The 19,879-nt window shown below is 52.5% G+C and carries 20 protein-coding genes; 12 read left to right on the top strand and 8 right to left on the bottom strand.

The genetic code is table 11. From position 1 onward, the window contains the following. Window positions 1-399: 399 nt before the first annotated feature. Window positions 400-1,014, top strand: coding sequence for a thymidine kinase (gene tdk, locus FHC48_RS01660; RefSeq protein WP_008502782.1), 615 nt, complete (start codon window positions 400-402; stop codon window positions 1,012-1,014). 68 nt (window positions 1,015-1,082) lie between these two features. On the opposite strand, the gene adhE is transcribed toward tdk, so the two are convergent. After that, window positions 1,083-3,761, bottom strand: a complete 2,679-nt coding sequence (adhE, locus tag FHC48_RS01655) for a bifunctional acetaldehyde-CoA/alcohol dehydrogenase (RefSeq protein ID WP_021240331.1) — start codon at window positions 3,759-3,761, stop codon at window positions 1,083-1,085. 478 nt (window positions 3,762-4,239) lie between these two features. On the opposite strand from adhE, the gene FHC48_RS01650 reads away from it, so the two are divergent. The 7 genes from FHC48_RS01650 to FHC48_RS01620 all read left to right on the top strand — a co-directional run bounded on the left by FHC48_RS01650 (window position 4,240) and on the right by FHC48_RS01620 (window position 12,125). Then, the gene (locus tag FHC48_RS01650) at window positions 4,240-4,887 is read left to right on the top strand and encodes a YchE family NAAT transporter (protein WP_008502784.1); all 648 of its coding nucleotides are present in this window, start codon (window positions 4,240-4,242) and stop codon (window positions 4,885-4,887) included. 770 nt (window positions 4,888-5,657) lie between these two features. Further along, on the top strand, window positions 5,658-7,289 hold the full coding sequence (gene oppA / locus FHC48_RS01645; RefSeq protein WP_008502785.1) for an oligopeptide ABC transporter substrate-binding protein OppA: 1,632 nt from the start codon (window positions 5,658-5,660) through the stop codon (window positions 7,287-7,289). A gap of 84 nt (window positions 7,290-7,373) precedes the next feature. Then, the gene (oppB, locus tag FHC48_RS01640; protein WP_008502786.1) at window positions 7,374-8,294 is read left to right on the top strand and encodes an oligopeptide ABC transporter permease OppB; all 921 of its coding nucleotides are present in this window, start codon (window positions 7,374-7,376) and stop codon (window positions 8,292-8,294) included. 12 nt (window positions 8,295-8,306) lie between these two features. Further along, on the top strand, window positions 8,307-9,215 hold the full coding sequence (gene oppC / locus FHC48_RS01635) for an oligopeptide ABC transporter permease OppC (RefSeq protein WP_008502787.1): 909 nt from the start codon (window positions 8,307-8,309) through the stop codon (window positions 9,213-9,215). Between the two features lie 11 nt (window positions 9,216-9,226). Next, a complete protein-coding gene (locus FHC48_RS01630) occupies window positions 9,227-10,240 on the top strand; it encodes an ABC transporter ATP-binding protein (protein ID WP_059362647.1) in 1,014 nt (337 codons plus the stop codon). Next, window positions 10,237-11,241 (top strand): murein tripeptide/oligopeptide ABC transporter ATP-binding protein OppF, encoded by a 1,005-nt coding sequence (oppF, locus tag FHC48_RS01625; protein WP_008502789.1) that lies wholly within the window; start codon window positions 10,237-10,239, stop codon window positions 11,239-11,241. Before FHC48_RS01630 ends, oppF begins: the two co-directional genes overlap by 4 nt. 14 nt (window positions 11,242-11,255) lie before the next feature. After that, complete coding sequence (locus tag FHC48_RS01620; RefSeq protein WP_220420489.1) at window positions 11,256-12,125, top strand: ion transporter; 870 nt, start codon at window positions 11,256-11,258, stop codon at window positions 12,123-12,125. A 31-nt stretch (window positions 12,126-12,156) separates the two neighbouring features. Here the strand turns inward: FHC48_RS01620 and FHC48_RS01615 are convergent, their stop codons facing one another. Together FHC48_RS01615 and cls are read right to left on the bottom strand one after the other, a co-directional pair. Next, window positions 12,157-12,486, bottom strand: coding sequence for an HI1450 family dsDNA-mimic protein (locus FHC48_RS01615; RefSeq protein WP_006810881.1), 330 nt, complete (start codon window positions 12,484-12,486; stop codon window positions 12,157-12,159). A 33-nt stretch (window positions 12,487-12,519) separates the two neighbouring features. Next, window positions 12,520-13,980 (bottom strand): cardiolipin synthase, encoded by a 1,461-nt coding sequence (gene cls, locus FHC48_RS01610; protein ID WP_059365062.1) that lies wholly within the window; start codon window positions 13,978-13,980, stop codon window positions 12,520-12,522. A 144-nt stretch (window positions 13,981-14,124) separates the two neighbouring features. On the opposite strand from cls, the gene FHC48_RS01605 reads away from it, so the two are divergent. The 3 genes from FHC48_RS01605 to FHC48_RS01595 all read left to right on the top strand — a co-directional run bounded on the left by FHC48_RS01605 (window position 14,125) and on the right by FHC48_RS01595 (window position 16,092). Continuing rightward, window positions 14,125-14,298, top strand: coding sequence for a YciY family protein (locus tag FHC48_RS01605; RefSeq protein WP_021240326.1), 174 nt, complete (start codon window positions 14,125-14,127; stop codon window positions 14,296-14,298). A 111-nt stretch (window positions 14,299-14,409) separates the two neighbouring features. After that, window positions 14,410-15,045 carry a leucine efflux protein LeuE gene (gene leuE, locus FHC48_RS01600; RefSeq protein WP_059365064.1) on the top strand — a complete coding sequence of 212 codons (636 nt, stop codon included), beginning with the start codon at window positions 14,410-14,412 and terminating at the stop codon, window positions 15,043-15,045. 93 nt (window positions 15,046-15,138) lie between these two features. After that, window positions 15,139-16,092, top strand: a complete 954-nt coding sequence (locus tag FHC48_RS01595; protein WP_059365066.1) for a helix-turn-helix domain-containing GNAT family N-acetyltransferase — start codon at window positions 15,139-15,141, stop codon at window positions 16,090-16,092. A gap of 41 nt (window positions 16,093-16,133) precedes the next feature. On the opposite strand, the gene FHC48_RS01590 is transcribed toward FHC48_RS01595, so the two are convergent. Then, complete coding sequence (locus FHC48_RS01590) at window positions 16,134-16,430, bottom strand: YciI family protein (protein WP_008502794.1); 297 nt, start codon at window positions 16,428-16,430, stop codon at window positions 16,134-16,136. Window positions 16,431-16,650: 220 nt separating this feature from the next. Here FHC48_RS01590 and tonB point away from each other — a divergent pair, with 220 nt between their 5' ends. Continuing rightward, a complete protein-coding gene (tonB, locus tag FHC48_RS01585; protein ID WP_059365068.1) occupies window positions 16,651-17,373 on the top strand; it encodes a TonB system transport protein TonB in 723 nt (240 codons plus the stop codon). Window positions 17,374-17,411: 38 nt separating this feature from the next. Here tonB and yciA read toward each other — a convergent pair whose 3' ends face one another. The 4 genes from yciA to FHC48_RS01565 form a co-directional block, all read right to left on the bottom strand. Further along, complete coding sequence (yciA, locus tag FHC48_RS01580) at window positions 17,412-17,807, bottom strand: acyl-CoA thioester hydrolase YciA (RefSeq protein WP_008502796.1); 396 nt, start codon at window positions 17,805-17,807, stop codon at window positions 17,412-17,414. Between the two features lie 104 nt (window positions 17,808-17,911). Next, a complete protein-coding gene (locus tag FHC48_RS01575; protein ID WP_059365069.1) occupies window positions 17,912-18,451 on the bottom strand; it encodes a septation protein A in 540 nt (179 codons plus the stop codon). A 56-nt stretch (window positions 18,452-18,507) separates the two neighbouring features. After that, on the bottom strand, window positions 18,508-19,251 hold the full coding sequence (locus tag FHC48_RS01570) for a YciC family protein (protein ID WP_059365070.1): 744 nt from the start codon (window positions 19,249-19,251) through the stop codon (window positions 18,508-18,510). A 25-nt stretch (window positions 19,252-19,276) separates the two neighbouring features. Continuing rightward, window positions 19,277-19,681 carry a YkgJ family cysteine cluster protein gene (locus FHC48_RS01565; RefSeq protein ID WP_021240310.1) on the bottom strand — a complete coding sequence of 135 codons (405 nt, stop codon included), beginning with the start codon at window positions 19,679-19,681 and terminating at the stop codon, window positions 19,277-19,279. Window positions 19,682-19,879 lie beyond the last annotated feature (198 nt).

The raw sequence follows: 19,879 nt of genomic DNA, 5'->3' as shown, positions 1-19,879 counted from the left end.
AATAGCCTAAATAGGCTGATTCGATGTGTTTGCGGGAAAAAAATCGGCCCAGATCCGCGAAATTTTAATCAGCGAGTCAGCTTGGGAAGAAATGACCTGCTTATTCGCACCTTCCTTAGTTCTCACCCCTGGTGTTAAGCCTGAAATAGTTAATAAATAGTGAATCTTAAAGAACACGGATTCCACTATAAAAAGAAGTGTTATGTTTGGTTGAACTTATAACCTCGTCGTCTGGCTGAATGCGTTTACTTCATGTTTTAACGGGTTATTTTGTTAAACAGACGGTACTGAACGCCGTACTGAACTGCATCCTCTGTGCGCTGCATCGCTGATGACCAGACAAAATATGGTACAATGACTCATCGGGAATATTACACATTGATTAGGGTTTTACGGCCAATGGCACAACTTTATTTCTACTATTCGGCAATGAATGCCGGGAAATCCACCGCGCTGCTGCAATCCTCGTACAATTACCAGGAGCGAGGGATGCGTACCGTTGTTTATACGGCGGAAATTGACGATCGCTTTGGCGCGGGGAAGGTGAGCTCCAGAATAGGGCTCTCGTCGCCTGCAAGGCTGTTTAACCCGAAAACCGATCTGTTTGAAGACATTCGTGCAGAACATGCTGCGCAGCCCATTCATTGTGTCCTGGTCGATGAAAGCCAGTTTCTGACGCGTGAACAGGTCCATGCCCTGTCAGAGGTAGTCGATGAGCTTGATATCCCCGTGCTGTGTTATGGCCTGCGCACGGATTTCCGCGGCGAGCTTTTTGAAGGGAGCCAGTATTTGCTCGCCTGGTCGGATAAACTTGTCGAACTGAAAACGATCTGCTTCTGCGGTCGTAAAGCCAGTATGGTACTTCGTCTTGACCAGGCCGGAAAACCTTATGCAGATGGTGAGCAGGTGGTGATAGGCGGCAATGAACGCTATGTTTCGGTCTGCCGTAAGCATTATAAAGAAGCGCTATCTGTAGGCTCGCTGACGGCGATTCAGCACGACAACAGAAAATAACGTCTGGCTTATTATTCACACATAAAAAAACCCGCCATAAAGGCGGGTTTTTCATCTGCTGATGTCAATTAAGCGCTTTTCTTCGCTTTCTTGTCAGCTTTAATGACAGGTGCTTCTGTTTTCACAGCGGCAACGTCACCTTCTTTGAACTCACGACCGTAGTAGGTATCCAGCAGAATCTGTTTCAGCTCGGAGATCAGTGGGTAGCGCGGGTTAGCACCAGTACACTGGTCATCGAATGCATCTTCAGACAGCTTATCTACGTGAGCAAGGAAGTCAGCTTCCTGTACGCCCGCTTCACGGATTGACTTAGGAATACCCAGTTCAGCTTTCAGGCTTTCCAGCCATGCCAGCAGTTTCTCAATCTTGGCAGCAGTACGGTCGCCCGGTGCGCTCAGACCAAGGTGGTCAGCGATTTCAGCATAGCGACGACGTGCTTGTGGGCGGTCGTACTGGCTGAAAGCAGTCTGCTTGGTTGGGTTGTCGTTAGCGTTATAACGGATAACGTTGCTGATCAGCAGGGCGTTCGCCAGACCGTGAGGAATGTGGAACTGTGAGCCCAGTTTGTGCGCCATTGAGTGGCAAACACCCAGGAAGGCGTTGGCAAACGCGATACCGGCGATGGTTGCGGCACTGTGGACACGTTCACGTGCTACAGGGTTTTTAGACCCTTCGTTGTAGGACGCTGGCAGGTTTTCTTTCAGCAGTTTCAGAGCCTGCAGAGCCTGACCGTCAGAGAACTCAGATGCCAGTACAGAAACGTAGGCTTCCAGGGCGTGAGTTACCGCATCCAGACCACCGAACGCACACAGTGACTTCGGCATCTCCATAACCAGGTTCGCATCAACGATAGCCATGTCTGGCGTCAGTGCGTAGTCAGCCAGTGGGTATTTCTGACCGGTTGCATCGTCTGTTACTACCGCGAATGGCGTGACTTCTGAACCGGTACCGGAAGTGGTGGTGACCGCGATCATTTTCGCTTTTACGCCCATTTTCGGGAACTTGTAGATACGTTTACGGATATCCATAAAGCGCAGCGCCAGTTCTTCGAAGTGAGTTTCTGGATGCTCGTACATCACCCACATGATTTTCGCGGCGTCCATTGGGGAACCACCACCCAGTGCGATAATCACATCAGGTTTAAAGGAGTTAGCCAGTTCAGCACCTTTACGTACCACGCTCAGGGTTGGGTCAGCTTCAACTTCGAAGAACACTTCAGTTTCGACGCCAGCCGCTTTCAGCACAGAGGTGATCTGGTCAGCGTAGCCGTTGTTGAACAGGAAACGGTCAGTCACGATGAGCGCACGTTTGTGGCCATCAGTAATCACTTCATCCAGCGCGATTGGCAGAGAGCCACGGCGGAAGTAGATAGATTTCGGAAGTTTGTGCCACAACATGTTTTCAGCTCGCTTAGCAACGGTTTTCTTGTTGATCAGGTGTTTTGGACCAACGTTTTCAGAGATGGAGTTACCACCCCAGGAACCACAACCCAGAGTCAGGGAAGGTGCGAGTTTAAAGTTGTACAGGTCACCGATACCACCCTGAGAAGCAGGGGTGTTGATCAGGATACGTGCGGTTTTCATCATCTGACCGAAGTGAGCAACACGCTCTGGCTGGTTATCCTGGTCAGTGTACAGACAAGAGGTGTGACCGATACCGCCCATGGCAACCAGCTTCTCAGCTTTCTCTACCGCCTCTTCGAAATCTTTCGCACGGTACATGGCAAGCGTAGGAGACAGTTTTTCGTGTGCGAACGGCTCGCTTTCGTCAACAACTTTCACTTCACCGATCAGGATTTTGGTGGTTGCCGGAACGGTAAAGCCTGCGAGTTCAGCAATTTTGTAGGCTGGCTGACCCACGATAGCGGCGTTCAGCGCGCCATTTTTCAGGATGATGTCCTGAACCGCTTTCAGCTCTTTGCCCTGCAGCAGGTAGCCGCCGTGGCTGGCGAAACGTTCGCGAACCGCGTCATATACGGAATCCACAACCACAACAGACTGTTCAGATGCACAGATTACACCGTTATCGAAGGTTTTAGACATCAGGACAGACGCGACAGCACGTTTGATGTCAGCAGTTTCGTCGATAACAACAGGGGTGTTACCCGCGCCCACACCGATAGCCGGTTTACCGGAGCTGTATGCAGCTTTAACCATGCCAGGACCACCGGTCGCCAGAATCAGGTTAATGTCCGGGTGATGCATCAGCGCGTTGGAGAGCTCAACAGAAGGTTGGTCGATCCAGCCAATCAGGTCTTTTGGTGCACCCGCAGCGATAGCGGCCTGCAGGACGATATCTGCAGCTTTGTTGGTCGCGTCTTTCGCACGTGGGTGTGGAGAGAAGATGATTGCGTTACGGGTCTTCAGGCTAATCAGTGATTTGAAGATAGCGGTAGACGTTGGGTTAGTGGTCGGAACGATACCGCAGATAATGCCGATAGGTTCAGCGATGGTGATAGTACCGAAGGTGTCGTCTTCAGACAGCACGCCACAGGTTTTCTCATCTTTATAGGCGTTGTAGATATACTCTGAAGCAAAGTGGTTTTTGATCACTTTATCTTCAACGATACCCATGCCGGATTCGGCAACGGCCATTTTAGCGAGAGGGATTCGAGCATCTGCAGCAGCCAGTGCGGCCGCGCGGAAGATTTTATCAACCTGTTCTTGGGTGAAATTGGCATATTCACGCTGGGCTTTTTTCACGCGCTCGACGAGGGCGTTCAGTTCAGCGATATTAGTAACAGCCATAATGCTCTCCTGATAATGTTTAAACTCTTTTAGTAAACCAGCGCTCGATACGTCACACAGTATAGACAGAGCCGATAGCACTTGCGTAACACAAAATAAAACAAAGAGTTACTTTCTACACCAGCACACTAATTTACTAAAAGAGCCTTACCTTAGCATCATCCCTTTTTGGCAGGTGGCCTCCCTGGGGGTGTAACCAAGATTACTCACTTCTGAGTACGGAAATCATGATCTGCGTCAATTTTCCCCTAAGCTGATACCTTTCAGCAGGGTTATTTCGTGCTGATTTTTCCAGTGTTAAATAATTACGTAAGTATTGGAAGCGGCACTATCATTGATTATACAAATGTTTAACATCCTGAAATGATAACGTTTTGGTACAGATTTCAAGTGAAGTATGCTGATAAAAAGGGTATCTTCAGCGCGATTTCTCATGACAAATTGTCAGTCCAGGGCATATGTATAAGCGGAGCAAAACGTGATCCAAACGCTCTTTGATTTTCCAACGTATTTTAAATTTTTTATTGGTTTGTTTGCCCTGGTCAACCCGGTGGGGATCATTCCTGTCTTCATTAGTATGACGAGTTACCAGACAGCGGCGGCCAGGAATAAGACCAACCTCACCGCTAACCTGTCGGTGGCGATCATATTGCTCACCTCTCTTTTTCTCGGCGACACGATTCTCCAGCTTTTCGGGATTTCGATAGATTCTTTCCGCATTGCAGGTGGGATCCTGGTGGTGACCATCGCCATGTCCATGATCAGCGGTAAGCTGGGCGAGGATAAGCAGAATAAACAAGAGAAGTCAGAAACCGCCATCCGCGAAAGCATTGGCGTGGTGCCGCTGGCCTTACCGCTGATGGCCGGTCCTGGGGCCATCAGTTCAACCATTGTCTGGGGCACGCGTTATCATAGCCTGATGCACCTGATTGGCTTTTCCGTGGCTATTGCCATTTTTGCGCTCTGCTGTTGGGGCGTGTTCCGCATGGCACCCTGGCTGGTGCGCTTGCTGGGTCAGACGGGCATCAACGTCATTACGCGTATCATGGGCCTGTTGCTGATGGCGTTAGGGATCGAATTCATCGTCACGGGTATTAAAAGCATTTTCCCCGGATTATTGCATTAATACTTCATATGAAAGAACGGAGCGACGGCTCCGTTTTTTTACGTGATTATCAGCAAATCATATAACTAAAGTTGAAATGCTCACATATCATAATAAATTCTACTAATAATGTTCATTTCTTGTATTTCAATAGGTTATTAATTCCGCCTTACCCCGCCTGCGCAGAAAATCTTCGATCGCTCTGTTATTTTACTCACATGATACTCTGGGGCTTGCTGAGAGATAACCGAAATGATATTAGTAATTTCAACATTCCCCTAGATGAATGTGCTAAATAATAACCAGTTGTTAAATTTTTGTACAAAATCACACGATGATAGCGCAGCGACGCGCTTGTAGAGAAAATTTTCTCTATCCTATTGAATATCATGTCTTTATAGTGATGTTCGATGTCCGGCAGGGCTGCCCTCAACGATACGGTACTCACCGTAAAAGAGAATTGCTTAACAAATTTGCAAAATGTATTGGCGCACGATTACGCCATTTGATACTTTCCGGCCTAATATTTTGCAGCATAAAACAATCAGATGAGAATTATTTTCATATGGTTCTCATCTCGGATATCCAGAACAGGTCTCAAACAGGGGAGGCCTGTAAAGAATCGACGCAAGACTGCCATACGAGCGGTCAGTAATAAAAAAGTCGGTGATAGCAAGCAGTAAAAGAAGAACCTGACAGCAGCAAAAAAAACTCCTGCGCTGTACAGGCCCCAACAGGGGATTACACAGCTGGCGAAGGCCAGTCATTATAATGAGTGGAGTATCAACACAATGTCCATCATCACAAAAAAAAATCTGGTAGCGGCGGGGATTTTAACTGCGCTAATCGCGGGAAACGCTGCAATGGCTGCGGACGTTCCTGCAGGTGTTCAGCTGGCGGAGAAGCAGACGCTGGTGCGTAACAACGGTGCGGAAGTTCAGTCTCTTGACCCGCACAAAATTGAAGGTGTTCCTGAGTCTAACGTTAACCGCGACCTGTTCGAAGGCCTGCTGGTAACTGACGTAGACGGCCACCCGGCACCGGGCGTGGCAGAAAAATGGGAAAACAAAGATTTCAAAGTCTGGACCTTCCATCTGCGTAAAGATGCGAAATGGTCCGACGGCACGCCGGTCACGGCTGAAGATTTCGTTTATAGCTGGCAGCGTCTGGCGAATCCAACGACCGCCTCTCCGTATGCGAGCTACCTGCAATATGGCCATATTGCCAATATTGATGACATCATCGCGGGCAAAAAACCGATCACCGATCTGGGCGTTAAAGCGATCGATGCCAATACCTTCGAAGTCACGTTGAGCGAACCTGTTCCGTACTTCTATAAGCTGCTGGTTCACCCGTCCGTCTCCCCGGTACCAAAATCCGCCGTGGAAAAATTTGGTGAAAAATGGACCCAGCCTGCCAATATCGTGACCAACGGCGCCTATAAGCTGAAAGACTGGGTGGTCAACGAGCGTATGGTGCTTGAGCGTAACCCGCAATACTGGGACAACGCTAAAACCGTCATTAATCAGGTGACCTACCTGCCAATTTCTTCCGAAGTGACTGACGTCAACCGCTACCGCAGCGGCGAAATCGACATGACCTATAACAACATGCCGATTGAACTGTTCCAGAAGCTGAAGAAAGAGATCCCAAAAGAAGTTCACGTCGACCCGTACCTGTGCACCTACTACTATGAAATCAACAACCAGAAAGCACCGTTCACCGACGTACGTGTTCGTACTGCGCTGAAGCTGGCACTGGATCGCGATATCATCGTGAACAAAGTGAAAAACCAGGGCGATCTGCCGGCATACAGCTATACCCCTCCATACACCGATGGCGCAAAACTGACCGAGCCAGACTGGTTCAAACAGACGCAGGAACAGCGTAACGCAGAAGCGAAGAAACTGCTGGCCGAAGCGGGCTATACCGCCGATAAGCCGCTGACCTTCAGCCTGTTGTATAACACCTCTGATCTGCACAAAAAACTGGCTATCGCCGTCGCCTCGATCTGGAAAAAGAACCTGGGCGCGAACGTGAAGCTGGAGAACCAGGAGTGGAAGACCTTCCTCGACAGCCGTCATCAGGGCACCTTTGACGTGGCGCGTGCCGGCTGGTGTGCGGACTATAACGAACCGACCTCCTTCCTGAACACCATGCTGAGCGACAGCTCAAACAACACCGCGCACTATAAGAGCCCGGCGTTTGACAAGCTGATTGCCGACACGCTGAAAACCACTGACGAAGCACAGCGTACTGAACTGTACTCTAAAGCTGAGCAGCAGCTGGATAAAGATTCCGCGATCGTTCCGGTTTACTACTACGTTAACGCCCGTCTGGTGAAACCGTGGGTAGGTGGGTACACCGGTAAAGACCCGATGGATAATATCTACGTTAAAAACTTGTATATTATCAAGCATTAATGGCAATGAGTGGGGCGGGCGTGCTCGCCCCACGGTGTCTAACCAACGTCACATTATATAGGCACACGCCAGAAGGTACGGGCAATGTTGAAATTTATCCTACGTCGCTGTCTTGAAGCGATTCCAACGCTATTTATTCTCATCACGATTTCCTTCTTCATGATGCGCCTTGCGCCGGGAAGTCCATTTACCGGTGAGCGTACGCTGCCGCCAGAAGTGATGGCGAATATCGAAGCGAAATACCACTTAAACGATCCTATCTCTACCCAGTACTTCAATTACCTGAAGCAGCTGGCCCACGGTGATTTTGGACCGTCATTTAAATATAAAGACTATTCCGTTAACGATCTGGTGGCGTCCAGCTTCCCGGTTTCGGCGAAATTGGGTGCAGCGGCATTCATTCTGGCCATTGTTTTCGGGGTCACCGCAGGCGTCATCGCCGCGCTCAGACAAAATACCAAATGGGATTATGCCGTAATGGGGGTGGCAATGACCGGGGTAGTCATACCCAGCTTCGTTGTCGCGCCGTTACTGGTGATGATATTTGCCATTACGCTGAAGTGGCTGCCTGGCGGCGGCTGGAACGGCGGGGCATTAAAGTTCATGATTTTGCCGATGGTGGCATTATCCCTGGCGTACATCGCCAGTATCGCGCGTATCACCCGTGGTTCAATGATCGAAGTGCTGCACTCGAACTTCATTCGTACCGCGCGCGCGAAAGGGCTGCCGATGCGTCGGATTATCTTCCGCCACGCGCTCAAACCGGCGCTGTTGCCCGTGCTCTCCTACATGGGACCAGCATTCGTCGGGATCATCACCGGCTCGATGGTTATCGAAACCATTTACGGCCTGCCGGGCATTGGCCAGCTGTTTGTGAACGGCGCGCTTAACCGCGACTATTCGCTGGTACTGAGCCTGACCATTCTCGTCGGTGCGCTGACCATTCTCTTTAACGCTATCGTCGATGTGCTGTATGCCGTCATCGACCCGAAAATCCGTTACTAACTGGAGCACGCCATGATGTTGAGTAAGAAAAACAGCGAGGCGCTGGAAAACTTCAGTGAAAAACTGGAAGTGGAAGGTCGTAGCCTCTGGCAGGACGCGCGTCGTCGCTTTATGCACAACCGCGCGGCGGTGGCGAGTCTGGTGGTTCTGGTAATCATCGCGCTGTTTGTGACCCTTGCCCCGATGCTGTCGCAATTTACCTATTTCGACACCGACTGGGGCATGATGTCCAGCGCGCCGGATATGGAGTCTGGCCACTATTTTGGCACGGACTCCTCCGGACGTGACCTGCTGGTGCGCGTCGCTATCGGCGGGCGTATCTCGCTGATGGTCGGGATTGCTGCCGCGCTGGTGGCGGTGATCGTCGGGACGCTCTACGGTTCACTGTCCGGCTACCTTGGCGGCAAAGTGGACTCGGTGATGATGCGTCTGCTGGAAATCCTGAACTCCTTCCCGTTTATGTTCTTCGTCATCCTGCTGGTGACCTTCTTTGGTCAGAATATCCTGTTGATCTTCGTGGCCATCGGGATGGTGTCATGGCTGGATATGGCGCGTATTGTTCGCGGCCAGACGCTGAGTCTCAAACGCAAAGAGTTTATCGAAGCCGCGCAGGTCGGCGGTGTCTCTACCGGGAATATCGTGGTTCGCCATATCGTTCCTAACGTGCTGGGCGTGGTGGTGGTCTATGCCTCACTGCTGGTACCAAGCATGATCCTGTTTGAATCCTTCCTGAGCTTCCTCGGTCTGGGTACGCAAGAGCCGCTGAGCAGCTGGGGCGCGCTGCTGAGTGACGGTGCAAACTCAATGGAAGTGTCACCGTGGCTGCTGTTATACCCGGCGGGTTTCCTGGTCGTTACCCTGTTTTGTTTTAACTTTATCGGCGATGGCCTGCGTGATGCCCTCGACCCGAAAGACCGTTAAGGAGCGCCGTCATGACAATGATTGAAACGGCAACCGCGCCACAGGCGCAGCAGCGGAGCGACCTTCTGCTGGACGTAAAAGATCTTCGCGTCACCTTTAAGACCCCGGACGGGGATGTGACCGCCGTGAACGATCTCAACTTCAACCTGCGCGCGGGTGAAACGCTCGGTATCGTGGGGGAATCTGGTTCCGGTAAATCCCAGACCGCCTTTGCGTTAATGGGCCTGCTGGCCGCTAACGGTGTGATTGGCGGTTCCGCGAAATTCAACGGTCGTGAAATCCTCAACCTGCCGGAGCACGAGCTGAACAAGCTGCGCGCCGAGCAGATCTCGATGATTTTCCAGGATCCGATGACCTCGCTGAACCCGTACATGCGCGTCGGTGAGCAGCTGATGGAAGTGCTGATGCTGCATAAAGGTCTGGGCAAAGCCGAAGCCTTTGAAGAGTCGGTCAAAATGCTCGATGCGGTGAAAATGCCAGAAGCGCGCAAGCGTATGCGCATGTTCCCGCACGAGTTCTCCGGCGGTATGCGTCAGCGCGTGATGATTGCGATGGCGCTGCTGTGCCGGCCAAAACTGCTGATTGCCGACGAACCGACCACCGCGCTGGACGTTACCGTTCAGGCGCAAATCATGACCCTGCTGAACGAGCTGAAGCGTGAGTTCAACACGGCGATTATCATGATCACCCACGACCTGGGCGTGGTGGCGGGCATCTGTGACAAAGTGCTGGTGATGTATGCCGGTCGTACCATGGAATACGGCAAAGCGCGTGAGGTGTTCTATCAGCCAGCCCATCCTTACTCGATCGGCCTGCTGAACGCGGTGCCGCGTCTCGATGCGGAAGGGGAATCCCTGCTGACCATTCCGGGCAACCCGCCAAACCTGCTGCGCCTGCCGAAAGGCTGTCCGTTCCAGCCGCGCTGTCCGCACTCGATGGAAATCTGCAATAGCGCACCGCCGCTGGAAGAGTTTGCACCAGGCCGTCTGCGCGCCTGCTTTAAGCCGCAGGAGGAGCTGGTATGAACGCATTAGATGAAAAACGCAATGTCCTGCTCGAAATTGCTGACCTTAAAGTGCATTTCGACATCAAGGACGGCAAACAGTGGTTCTGGCAGCCGTCGAAGACCCTGAAAGCGGTGGACGGCGTCACGCTGCGCCTGTATGAAGGGGAAACCCTGGGCGTGGTGGGCGAGTCCGGCTGCGGTAAATCGACCTTTGCGCGCGCCATTATCGGTCTGGTAAAAGCCACCGACGGCAAAGTGGCCTGGCTGGGTAAAGATCTGCTGGGCATGAAGCCCGACGAGTGGCGCGACGTGCGCAGCGATATCCAGATGATTTTCCAGGATCCGCTGGCGTCATTAAACCCGCGTATGACCATCGGTGAGATTATTGCCGAGCCGCTGCGGACCTATCATCCGAAGATGTCTCGCCAGGAAGTGCGCGATCGCGTTAAGGCGATGATGCTGAAAGTCGGGCTGTTGCCTAACCTCATCAACCGCTACCCTCACGAGTTCTCCGGCGGTCAGTGTCAGCGTATTGGTATTGCGCGCGCCCTGATCCTCGAACCGAAGCTGATTATCTGTGATGAGCCGGTTTCCGCGCTCGACGTCTCCATTCAGGCGCAGGTGGTTAACCTGCTGCAGAAGCTGCAGCGCGAAATGGGGCTGTCGCTGATCTTCATCGCGCATGACCTGGCCGTGGTGAAACACATCTCTGACCGCGTGCTGGTGATGTATCTGGGGCACGCCGTGGAGCTGGGCACCTATGACGAGGTGTACCACAATCCGCTGCACCCTTACACCAAAGCGCTGATGTCGGCGGTGCCGATCCCCGATCCCGATCTGGAAAAGAATAAGACCATCCAGCTTCTGGAAGGGGAATTGCCTTCACCGATTAACCCGCCGTCGGGCTGCGTCTTCCGCACGCGCTGCCCTATGGCCGGGCCGGAATGTGCGAAAACGCGGCCGGTTCTGGAAGGCAGTTTCCGACATGCGGTTTCCTGCCTGAAAGTAGACCCGTTATAATCGCAAGGGCTGACATGATGTCAGCCCTTATTTTTTGCGAGGTCACTGTGTCGCGTTTATTCACGTCAGCCCGTCGGCGGCTTTATCATGTTTTATTCGATCCTGAAACGGTATCCGGACGGCGCTTCGAGGGTCTATGTGGTTTATTTGCGCTCCTCAGCGTGGTTATCATCTTTATTGAATCGGGTGCCGGGACGCAATACCACCTGACGTTTGACGAATGGCATGTCTTTGTCTGGCTTGAGCTGGCGATTACCCTGGTGTTTACCGCTGAATATCTCCTCCGAGTGATTGCCTGGCCTAACCCGGCCCGATATGTTTTCAGCTTCTGGGGATTTATCGATTTAGCCACCATTCTGCCGCTCTACGTCATGTGGCTGTGGCCGGAAATCAGCCTGAGCTATGTCTTTGCCTGGCGAGCGATGCGCGTTATTCGCGTATTACGTATTCTGAAATTACTGCGCTTTATGCCCTCACTGCGCATATTCTGGAGCGCAATCGTCAGCGCCCGTCATCAGCTTATTCTGTTCTATTCGTTTATTGCCATTGTCATGATTGTTTTTGGCGCACTGATGTATCTGATTGAGGGGCCGAAATATGGCTTTATGACGCTCAATGCGTCCGTCTACTGGGCGATCGTGACCGTAACGACCGTGGGGTACGGGGATATCACACCCCATACGCCGCTGGGGCGAATTGTGGCCTCAGTGCTGATTTTGATTGGCTATTCGGTCATTGCCATTCCGACCGGGCTGATTACCACGCACATGAGTAGCGCATTTCAGAGCCGCAAGCAGCAGCGCAAATGTCCGCGATGTCATCAGGGGGAACATGAACTCAACGCGCGTTATTGTCACCGCTGTGGGAATCCGTTGTCGGAGTAAATAAAAAAGGCTGCAATCGCAGCCTTTTTTATTATTCGCGCCAGAGAATATGGCACAGCTTGTGGTCTTTCTCACGGCAGAGCAGAACGCGAGCGAAGATGTCATTAATTTCGCCACCGTCTTCATCGGCCAGCCCGATAACCACTTCGGCGAAGAAGTCAGGGTTCAGGTCGAAATCCACATGCTCAGCCCAGTCTTCTGAAGGGTCGAACAGTTCGGCACCGCCGCGCTCTTCGAACTGCAAATTAAAGAGGATCACGTCTGCGGGATCGAGGTTATCAACCGCCAGTTCGAGAAAAATGTCATAGGCCTGCTCGAGCGTTTCGTCTTCGGTCAGGCGATTGTTCAGATCCATTTCCATGATGACTACCTGTTTAACATCGTTGGGCACGTTTTACAGCAACGGACTAAAGAAGTAAAACAGTCGTTCGGCAATTCTCTGCCACAGCGGACGTTTTACCCACAGTCTGGCATCCAGCAGGCGGGAGCGGGAGATATAATCATCCTGCACCGCCGCGAGATCGCCGCCAAAGCCGGCATCATCAATAACCAGCGTGATTTCAAAGTTAAGCCACAGGCTGCGCATATCCAGGTTCACCGTTCCCACCAGGCTTAACTCGCCGTCGACAAGCACGCTCTTGGTATGGAGCAGTCCGCCTTCGAACTGGTAGATCTTCACCCCTGCGACCAGCAGTTCGCTAAAGAATGCCCGGCTGGCCCAGCCCACCAGAAGGGAGTCATTTTTGCGCGGCAAAATAATGCTCACATCCACGCCGCGCTGCGCCGCGGTACAGATCGCGTGCAGGAGGTCATCGCTGGGAACAAAGTAGGGCGTCGTCATGATCAGATATTCACGCGCCGAGTAGGTCGCCGTCAGCAGCGCCTGATGAATCAAATCCTCCGGGAAGCCCGGGCCGGAAGCAATGGTATGAATAGTGTGACCGCTGGCCTCTTCAAACGGCATAATATTGCCGTCCGGCGGTGGCGGCAGGATGCGTTTGCCGGTCTCTATCTCCCAGTCGCAGGAGTAGACGATGCCCATCGAGGTGGCAATCGGCCCCTCCATGCGCGCCATCAAATCCACCCACTGACCCACGCCCGAGTCCTGTTTAAAGAAGCGCGGGTCAACCATGTTCATGCTGCCGGTGTAGGCAATATAGTTATCGATCATGATCATTTTACGGTGCTGACGAAGGTCCATCCGGCGCAGAAACACGCGCAGGAGGTTAACCTTCAGCGCCTCGACCACTTCGATACCGGCATTGCGCATCATCCCTGCCCAGGGACTGCGGAAAAATGCCACGCTGCCCGCAGAGTCAAGCATCAGACGGCAGTGAATGCCGCGTCGCGCCGCGGCCATCAGAGATTCCGCGACCTGGTCAGCCATCCCGCCGGGCTGCCAGATATAGAAAACCATCTCGATATTATGACGCGCCAGCTGGATATCGCGGATTAACGCCTGCATAACGTCGTCGGCCGAGGTTAGCAGCTGGAGCTGATTACCCTTAACGCCGCCAATCCCCTGACGGCGCTCGCACAGCTTAAACAGTGACGAGGCGACGCTGCTGTTCTCCTCGGCAAAGATATGCTTGCAGGCTTTAAGGTCGTTCAGCCACTTCGCGGTGGAGGGCCACATGGCGCGGGCCCGCTCGGCGCGGCGTTTACCGAGATGAAGCTCACCGAAAGAGAGATAGGCGATAATTCCCACCAGCGGCAGGATGTAGATGATCAGAAGCCAGGCCATGGCAGAGGGTACGGCTCTGCGCTTCATCAGGATGCGTAACGTCACACCCGCGATTAACAGCCAGTATCCCAAAATGACCAGCCAACTCACCACGGTGTAGAAGGTTGTCATAGTTAAAAAAATCCTTTTGAAAGCGTATTGTTTTGAGTGTACGCATCAGGATTCATCTGGCAAATAAAAACGCCAGGTAAAAGCGCTGGTTTGCAGCCGGGTTGGGTTTATAATGGCGTCACTGTTTGAGAAAGAGTTGTAGACATGAAGCGCAGTAGAACAGAAGTAGGGCGCTGGCGCATGTTGCGACAGGTGAGTCGTCGCAAGGCTCGTTGGCTGGAAGCACAATCCCGCCGCAATATGCGTATTCACGCCATCAGAAAATGTGGAATGACCCGGCACCGCAACGCGTTGTTGTTCGCCGTCCAGGATATCTGAGTACCATGAGGGCACCGTAATGGTGCCCGCTGATTTTATAAGGTCTGATTTTTGGGAGTAGCGTGGTTGCAGCGCTATTCCGGTTGTGTTGAGCAAAAGGAGGGAGAAGAAGTGTTTGCGGAGTTTGGCGTACTGAATTTCTGGACGTATGTTGTTGGCGCGTTTTTTATCGTGCTGGTACCGGGGCCAAATACCCTGTTTGTGCTTAAAACTGGAATTGGACACGGCGTTAAAAAAGGGTACCTGGCCGCCACGGGTGTATTTATCGGCGATGCGGTGCTGATGTTTCTTGCCTGGGCGGGCGTCGCGGCATTAATCCAGACCACGCCGGTACTGTTTAATATCGTGCGCTATCTCGGCGCCTTCTACCTGCTGTGGCTGGGCGGCAAAATGCTCTGGTCGGTCATTACCCGCCAGAATCACGCTCAGGAAAGCGGCACCGAGCCTGCCAGCACGATCATGAAACGTTCGCTGGTGCTGAGCCTGACGAATCCAAAAGCGATTCTGTTCTATGTATCGTTCTTTGTTCAGTTCATCGACGTGAATGCGCAGAACACCGGTACCTCTTTCCTTATCCTCGCGACGACGCTTGAGTTGATAAGCTTCATGTATATGAGCTTCCTGATCTTCTCCGGTGCGTTTGTCACGCGCTATCTCAAAACGAAAAAGAAACTGGCAAAGCTGGGGAGCGGGCTGATAGGGCTGCTGTTTGTCGGATTTGCGGCGAGGTTAGCGTCGCTGCACTGATTGATGAAAGGCTCCTGCGGGAGCCTTTTTCATTCTGTTTGACAATCCCTCACCATTTAGTTGTATAGTACAACTAAATGGTGAGGACATAACATGCACAGCGAAACCCCGGTAGTCAGTGTTATTCGACGTTCCTCGCGCCTGATGGTGCGAGAGTTAGGTTTTATGGGTTCTACCCTGGCCTCAACGAATTATTCGCCTTCGGCCGTCCATACTCTGGTCGAAATTGCCCAACGAAAAGAGATGACGGCGAGTCAGCTGGTACAGCTGCTGGGCCTGGAAAAGTCCAGCGTCAGCCGGATGCTGGCTCGCCTGATTGCCGCAGGCGAACTCGAGGAGGTCATTTCTACAGAGGATGCGAGAGCAAAGAGCCTCAGGCTGACCGCGAAGGGTCACGAGACGGTCAGTAAAATTAATGCCTTCAGCAATGAGCGCGTGGTCACAGCAATAAAACGTCTTGCTCCTGCCCAGCAGCAGACCATCTCTGAGGGGCTGTCCATTTATGCCAACGCGCTGCTGGCGTGTCGGGAGGTGGGCAACGATATGCAGCCCGATGAGCTGAAGATAGTGCAGGGGTATATCCCGGGCATGATTGGCCGTATCGCGGAGATGCATGGCAGTTATTATTCGCGGGAGCATAATTTTGGTCGTTTCTTCGAGGCTAAAGTGGCTTCGGGGCTGGCTGAGTTTAGTGAACGACTGGAGAAGCCCTGTAACCAGATTTGGCTGGCACTGCTCAACGACAAAATTGTCGGCTCGGTGGCGATCGATGGCGAGGATCTGGCGCCGGGTGAAGCCCATCTTCGCTGGTTTATTCTTGATGATGGCTGCCGGGGGCACGGCGTAGGGAAAAAACTGCTGAATGAAGCGATGCGGTTTTGCGACAGCGCCGGTTTTTCAGCTGTGCACCTCTGGACGTTCAATAAGCTGACCGCCGCCAGGCGTCTGTACGAGTCGTATGGGTTTACGCTGGTAAAAGAATGGGAAGGCGATCAGTGGGGAAACCTTATTACAGAGCAGCAGTTTACCCGGCACAGAGGCGCGTAATCGCCACCCTAAAAAAGGCTCCTTTCGGAGCCGCTTTGGTATCAGAACACTTTTTTATACGGTCTCACCGTCACTTTTGCATACACGCCCGCTGCAACGTACGGGTCTGCGTCAGCCCAGGCCTGAGCGGCTTCCTGGGATTCAAACTCAGCAATGACCGTGGAGCCGGAGAAACCGGCAGCACCCGGATCGTTGCTGTCTACTGCAGGCATGGGGCCAGCGGTCAGTAATCGGCCTTCATCCTGAAGCAACTGCAAACGTGCCAGATGCGCAGGGCGCACAGACTGGCGTTTTTCGAGCGAATCAGCAACATCTTCAGAGTAAATCACGTAAAACACGGCGAAGCTCCTTAACCGGTAAAAGTGTCAGTTACGTTATGTGAAAGGGCAAACGACTGCAATGTAAAATAAAAACAATGTTAATACCCTGATCTGTATGCGCCTTTTTTGGCCTCTTGGGCGCTAAAATTGCGTCAGAGCAAAGTGTCTTATTGAATATGATTGCTATTTGCATTTAAAATCAGGGTTCGGTTTTTTAACGTTGATGACTATGACTTCGATGACCCTTGATTTACCTCGCCGCTTTCCCTGGCCGACGCTGCTTTCTGTCGTGATTCACGGTGCCGTTGTGGCGGGTCTGCTGTATACCTCGGTTCATCAGGTTATTGAAATGCCCGCGCCCGCGCAGCCGATCTCGGTGACGATGGTCTCGCCAGCGGATCTTGAACCGCCGCAGGTTGCCCCTCCGTCGCCACAGCCGGTGGCTGAACCGGAGCCAGAACCCGAGCCCGTTCCGGAGCCACCGAAGGAAGCCCCGGTGGTGATCCACAAACCTGAACCGAAGCCAAAACCTAAGCCGAAGCCAAAGCCGGTGAAGAAGGTCGAGGAGCGTCCGAAACGCGAGGAACGTCCGGTTGAACCGCCCGCGACCCAGCCAGTCGAAAATGCAGCGCCTTCACGTCCGGTGATGAACAATACGGCAACGACGTCAAAGCCAACCGTAACCGCACCAGCGGGCCCGCGCGCCGTAAGCCGCAATCAGCCTCAGTATCCGGCGCGAGCTCAGGCCTTGCGTATTGAAGGCCGCGTACGGGTGAAATTTGACGTCACTGCGGATGGCCGCGTGGATAATGTGGAAATCTTGTCTGCGCAACCTTCTAATATGTTTGAGCGCGAAGTGAAATCTGCCATGCGCAGATGGCGCTATGAGCCAGGCAAGCCGGGCAGCGGATTGATCGTCAATATTGTTTTCCGCCTGAACGGCGGGGCGCAGATGGAATAAAAAAAGCCTCCGAAAGGAGGCTTTTTTTTGCCTGTCGATCAGGCCTGTGGAAGTTGACGAGGTTTACCCTCGCTGTCCACCGCGACATAAATAAACAACGCTTCAGTGGCCTTATAGCGTTGCCCAATCGGCTCAGAAGAGACTTTCTTCACCCAGACTTCGATGTTGATGGAAATGGAGGTATTACCGCGCTTCACGCAGCGCGCGTAGCAGCAAACCACATCACCCACCGCAACCGGGCGCAGGAAGGTCATGCCGTCCACCCTCACGGTGACCACGCGCCCGTGGGCAATCTCTTTTGCCAGAATTGCGCCGCCCATATCCATCTGCGACATCAGCCAGCCGCCAAAAATATCGCCATTGGCATTGGTGTCAGCGGGCATTGCCAGTGTGCGTAAAACCAGTTCGCCCTGAGGGGCGTTAGTTGTTGTCATTGTTTTAACTCGTAACGGAAGACTTCAGGCGGGATGCTACTATGATTCGCGTGCGGAGAGAATAGACCAGAACGCCCGTCGTTGACGTTCTGGTCAGTCAGTAATCAGTGGTTGTCGTCCTGCGGCATATGACGATAGATGTATACGCCGCTTAACAGCGTGAAGATAAGCGTCAGCGCGGTCAGGCCAAAGACCTTAAAGTTGACCCAGATATCCTGCGGCAGCCAGAAGGCAATATAGATGTTAGCGAGACCGCAAAGAATAAAGAAGATTGCCCAGGCGGTATTCAGACGCGACCAGACTGCCTGCGGCAGCGTTAGTTCTTTACCTAACATGCTCTGGATAAGGGGCTTTTTCATGAACCATTGACTGAACAACAGCGCTGCTGCAAACAACGCATAAATAACAGTCACCTTCCACTTAATAAATTCAACATCATGCAAGGCAATGGTCAATCCACCGAACACCGCTACTAAAACGAACGTGATAAGCGCCATTTTTTCGACTTTGCGATAGCGAATCCAGCTGTAGATCAGCACAACGGCGGTCACAACGATTAATGCTTTTGTTGCAGCAAAAATGTCGTACAACTTATAGACAGCGAAAAACACCGCGAGCGGTAAAAAATCAAGAAACTGCTTCATTCTGTGATTCCATCTTCTGAGCGGGGCGGGAGACCAGAATGTCCCCCGCCTCGGGATTACTGACGAATTAACATATACAGGCGGAACAGATAGACGAGCAGTACCGCTGAAATGAGATTGCTCAGCGTATTCGCCACCACGGCGCCGACGTTAGGCGTTAATACCGCAAAATTCGGCGCAAACAATAACAGCAGCGTTTTGGCCAGCAGCCAGCCGATCACGGCGGGGGCCACCAGACGCATATTAGCCCATGCCAGTCTGATGCTGCTGCGCATCGCGGTAAAAATTCCCATCTTATCCTGCACAACCATCACCGGCGCAAATGCGAGCACGATAGCCAGTAAAACGCCCGGCACCACGACCAGCATAATCCCCATTTGCACCAGCAACGTGGTTAAAAAGATCAGGATAAACAGCTTAGGTAAGACCGGTGCACTCGCACCAATCGCGCGTAAGGCGCTGACGCGGTGACCCGCCGATACCAGCTGAATCATCAGCAAAACGCCGCCCGCCAGAATTGCATTACCAATCAGGCCTGAGAACGTGGACGCGGCAGAGGCGCGCAGCAGGATTTGCTGCTGCTCCGGCGTCATATTTTGCACCAGCTCAAACAACCCCACGCTACCCGCAAGATGGTCGCCCTGGCTCAGGCTGGCAATCTGTTCTTCACTCGGTGAGAAGGCATGGCCCAGCACCACCGTGATAAAGGCACAAAGCAACGCGATCAGTAAAAAGGTAATGAACTGATTGCGGAAAAAGTTTCCCGTGTCACGGTAGACAGACTTCGCCGTGATAGACATGCACTCTCCTTGAGTATTGCAGGTGTTAATTAGCCGGCAATTGTACACCGGATGCACCTGCTGTGGCAGCATCAAGGCTTGTATGGAAAAGCATATCTTTGTAAAGCGGCGGTAATCCAACCCGCGCGCGGGCGCGGTTACAGGCTTCGTTGACCTGGCCATCTTCCCCCGACATGGCAAATTCCCGGCACGGGCTGGGGCGATCCTCATAGATGGAACATCGGGTCGAGACCCCAGGCTCACCCTGTAGCGCCACACAGCGGGCCTGCTTTTGGTTCGTGCCGCTCATGCAGCGCAAAAAGGGGGTTAACGGCTCGGTAAGATGAACCGGAACGGTACCACCGCCATCGCTGGCTTCGGCCCAGTAGAAAGAGACTCGAAAATACGCACAACAGGCTCCGCACGTCATGCACGGGTTGATATCACTCATGGCACACCTGCAAAAGAAGAACGCATCAAATCAATTTGTGAGAGCGATAAATTATCCAGCCGCCAGAGGAAGAGCAAGAGGGGGAAAAGGGAAAATTTTGTAACCGCGAAATGCCAAAAATTGACATGGAAACAACTTATTGGTTTTGAGTGCGTAACAAAAAATTAATCCAGATCAATGAATGTTAAGTTACTGGTT

It is taken from the genome of Enterobacter sp. EC_50 (assembly GCF_019584525.1).
In the GTDB taxonomy this organism is placed as follows: Bacteria; Pseudomonadota; Gammaproteobacteria; order Enterobacterales; family Enterobacteriaceae; genus Enterobacter; species Enterobacter roggenkampii.
Note: the sequence above shows the minus strand (reverse complement) of the source record. Positions and strands in the feature narration are given on the sequence as shown.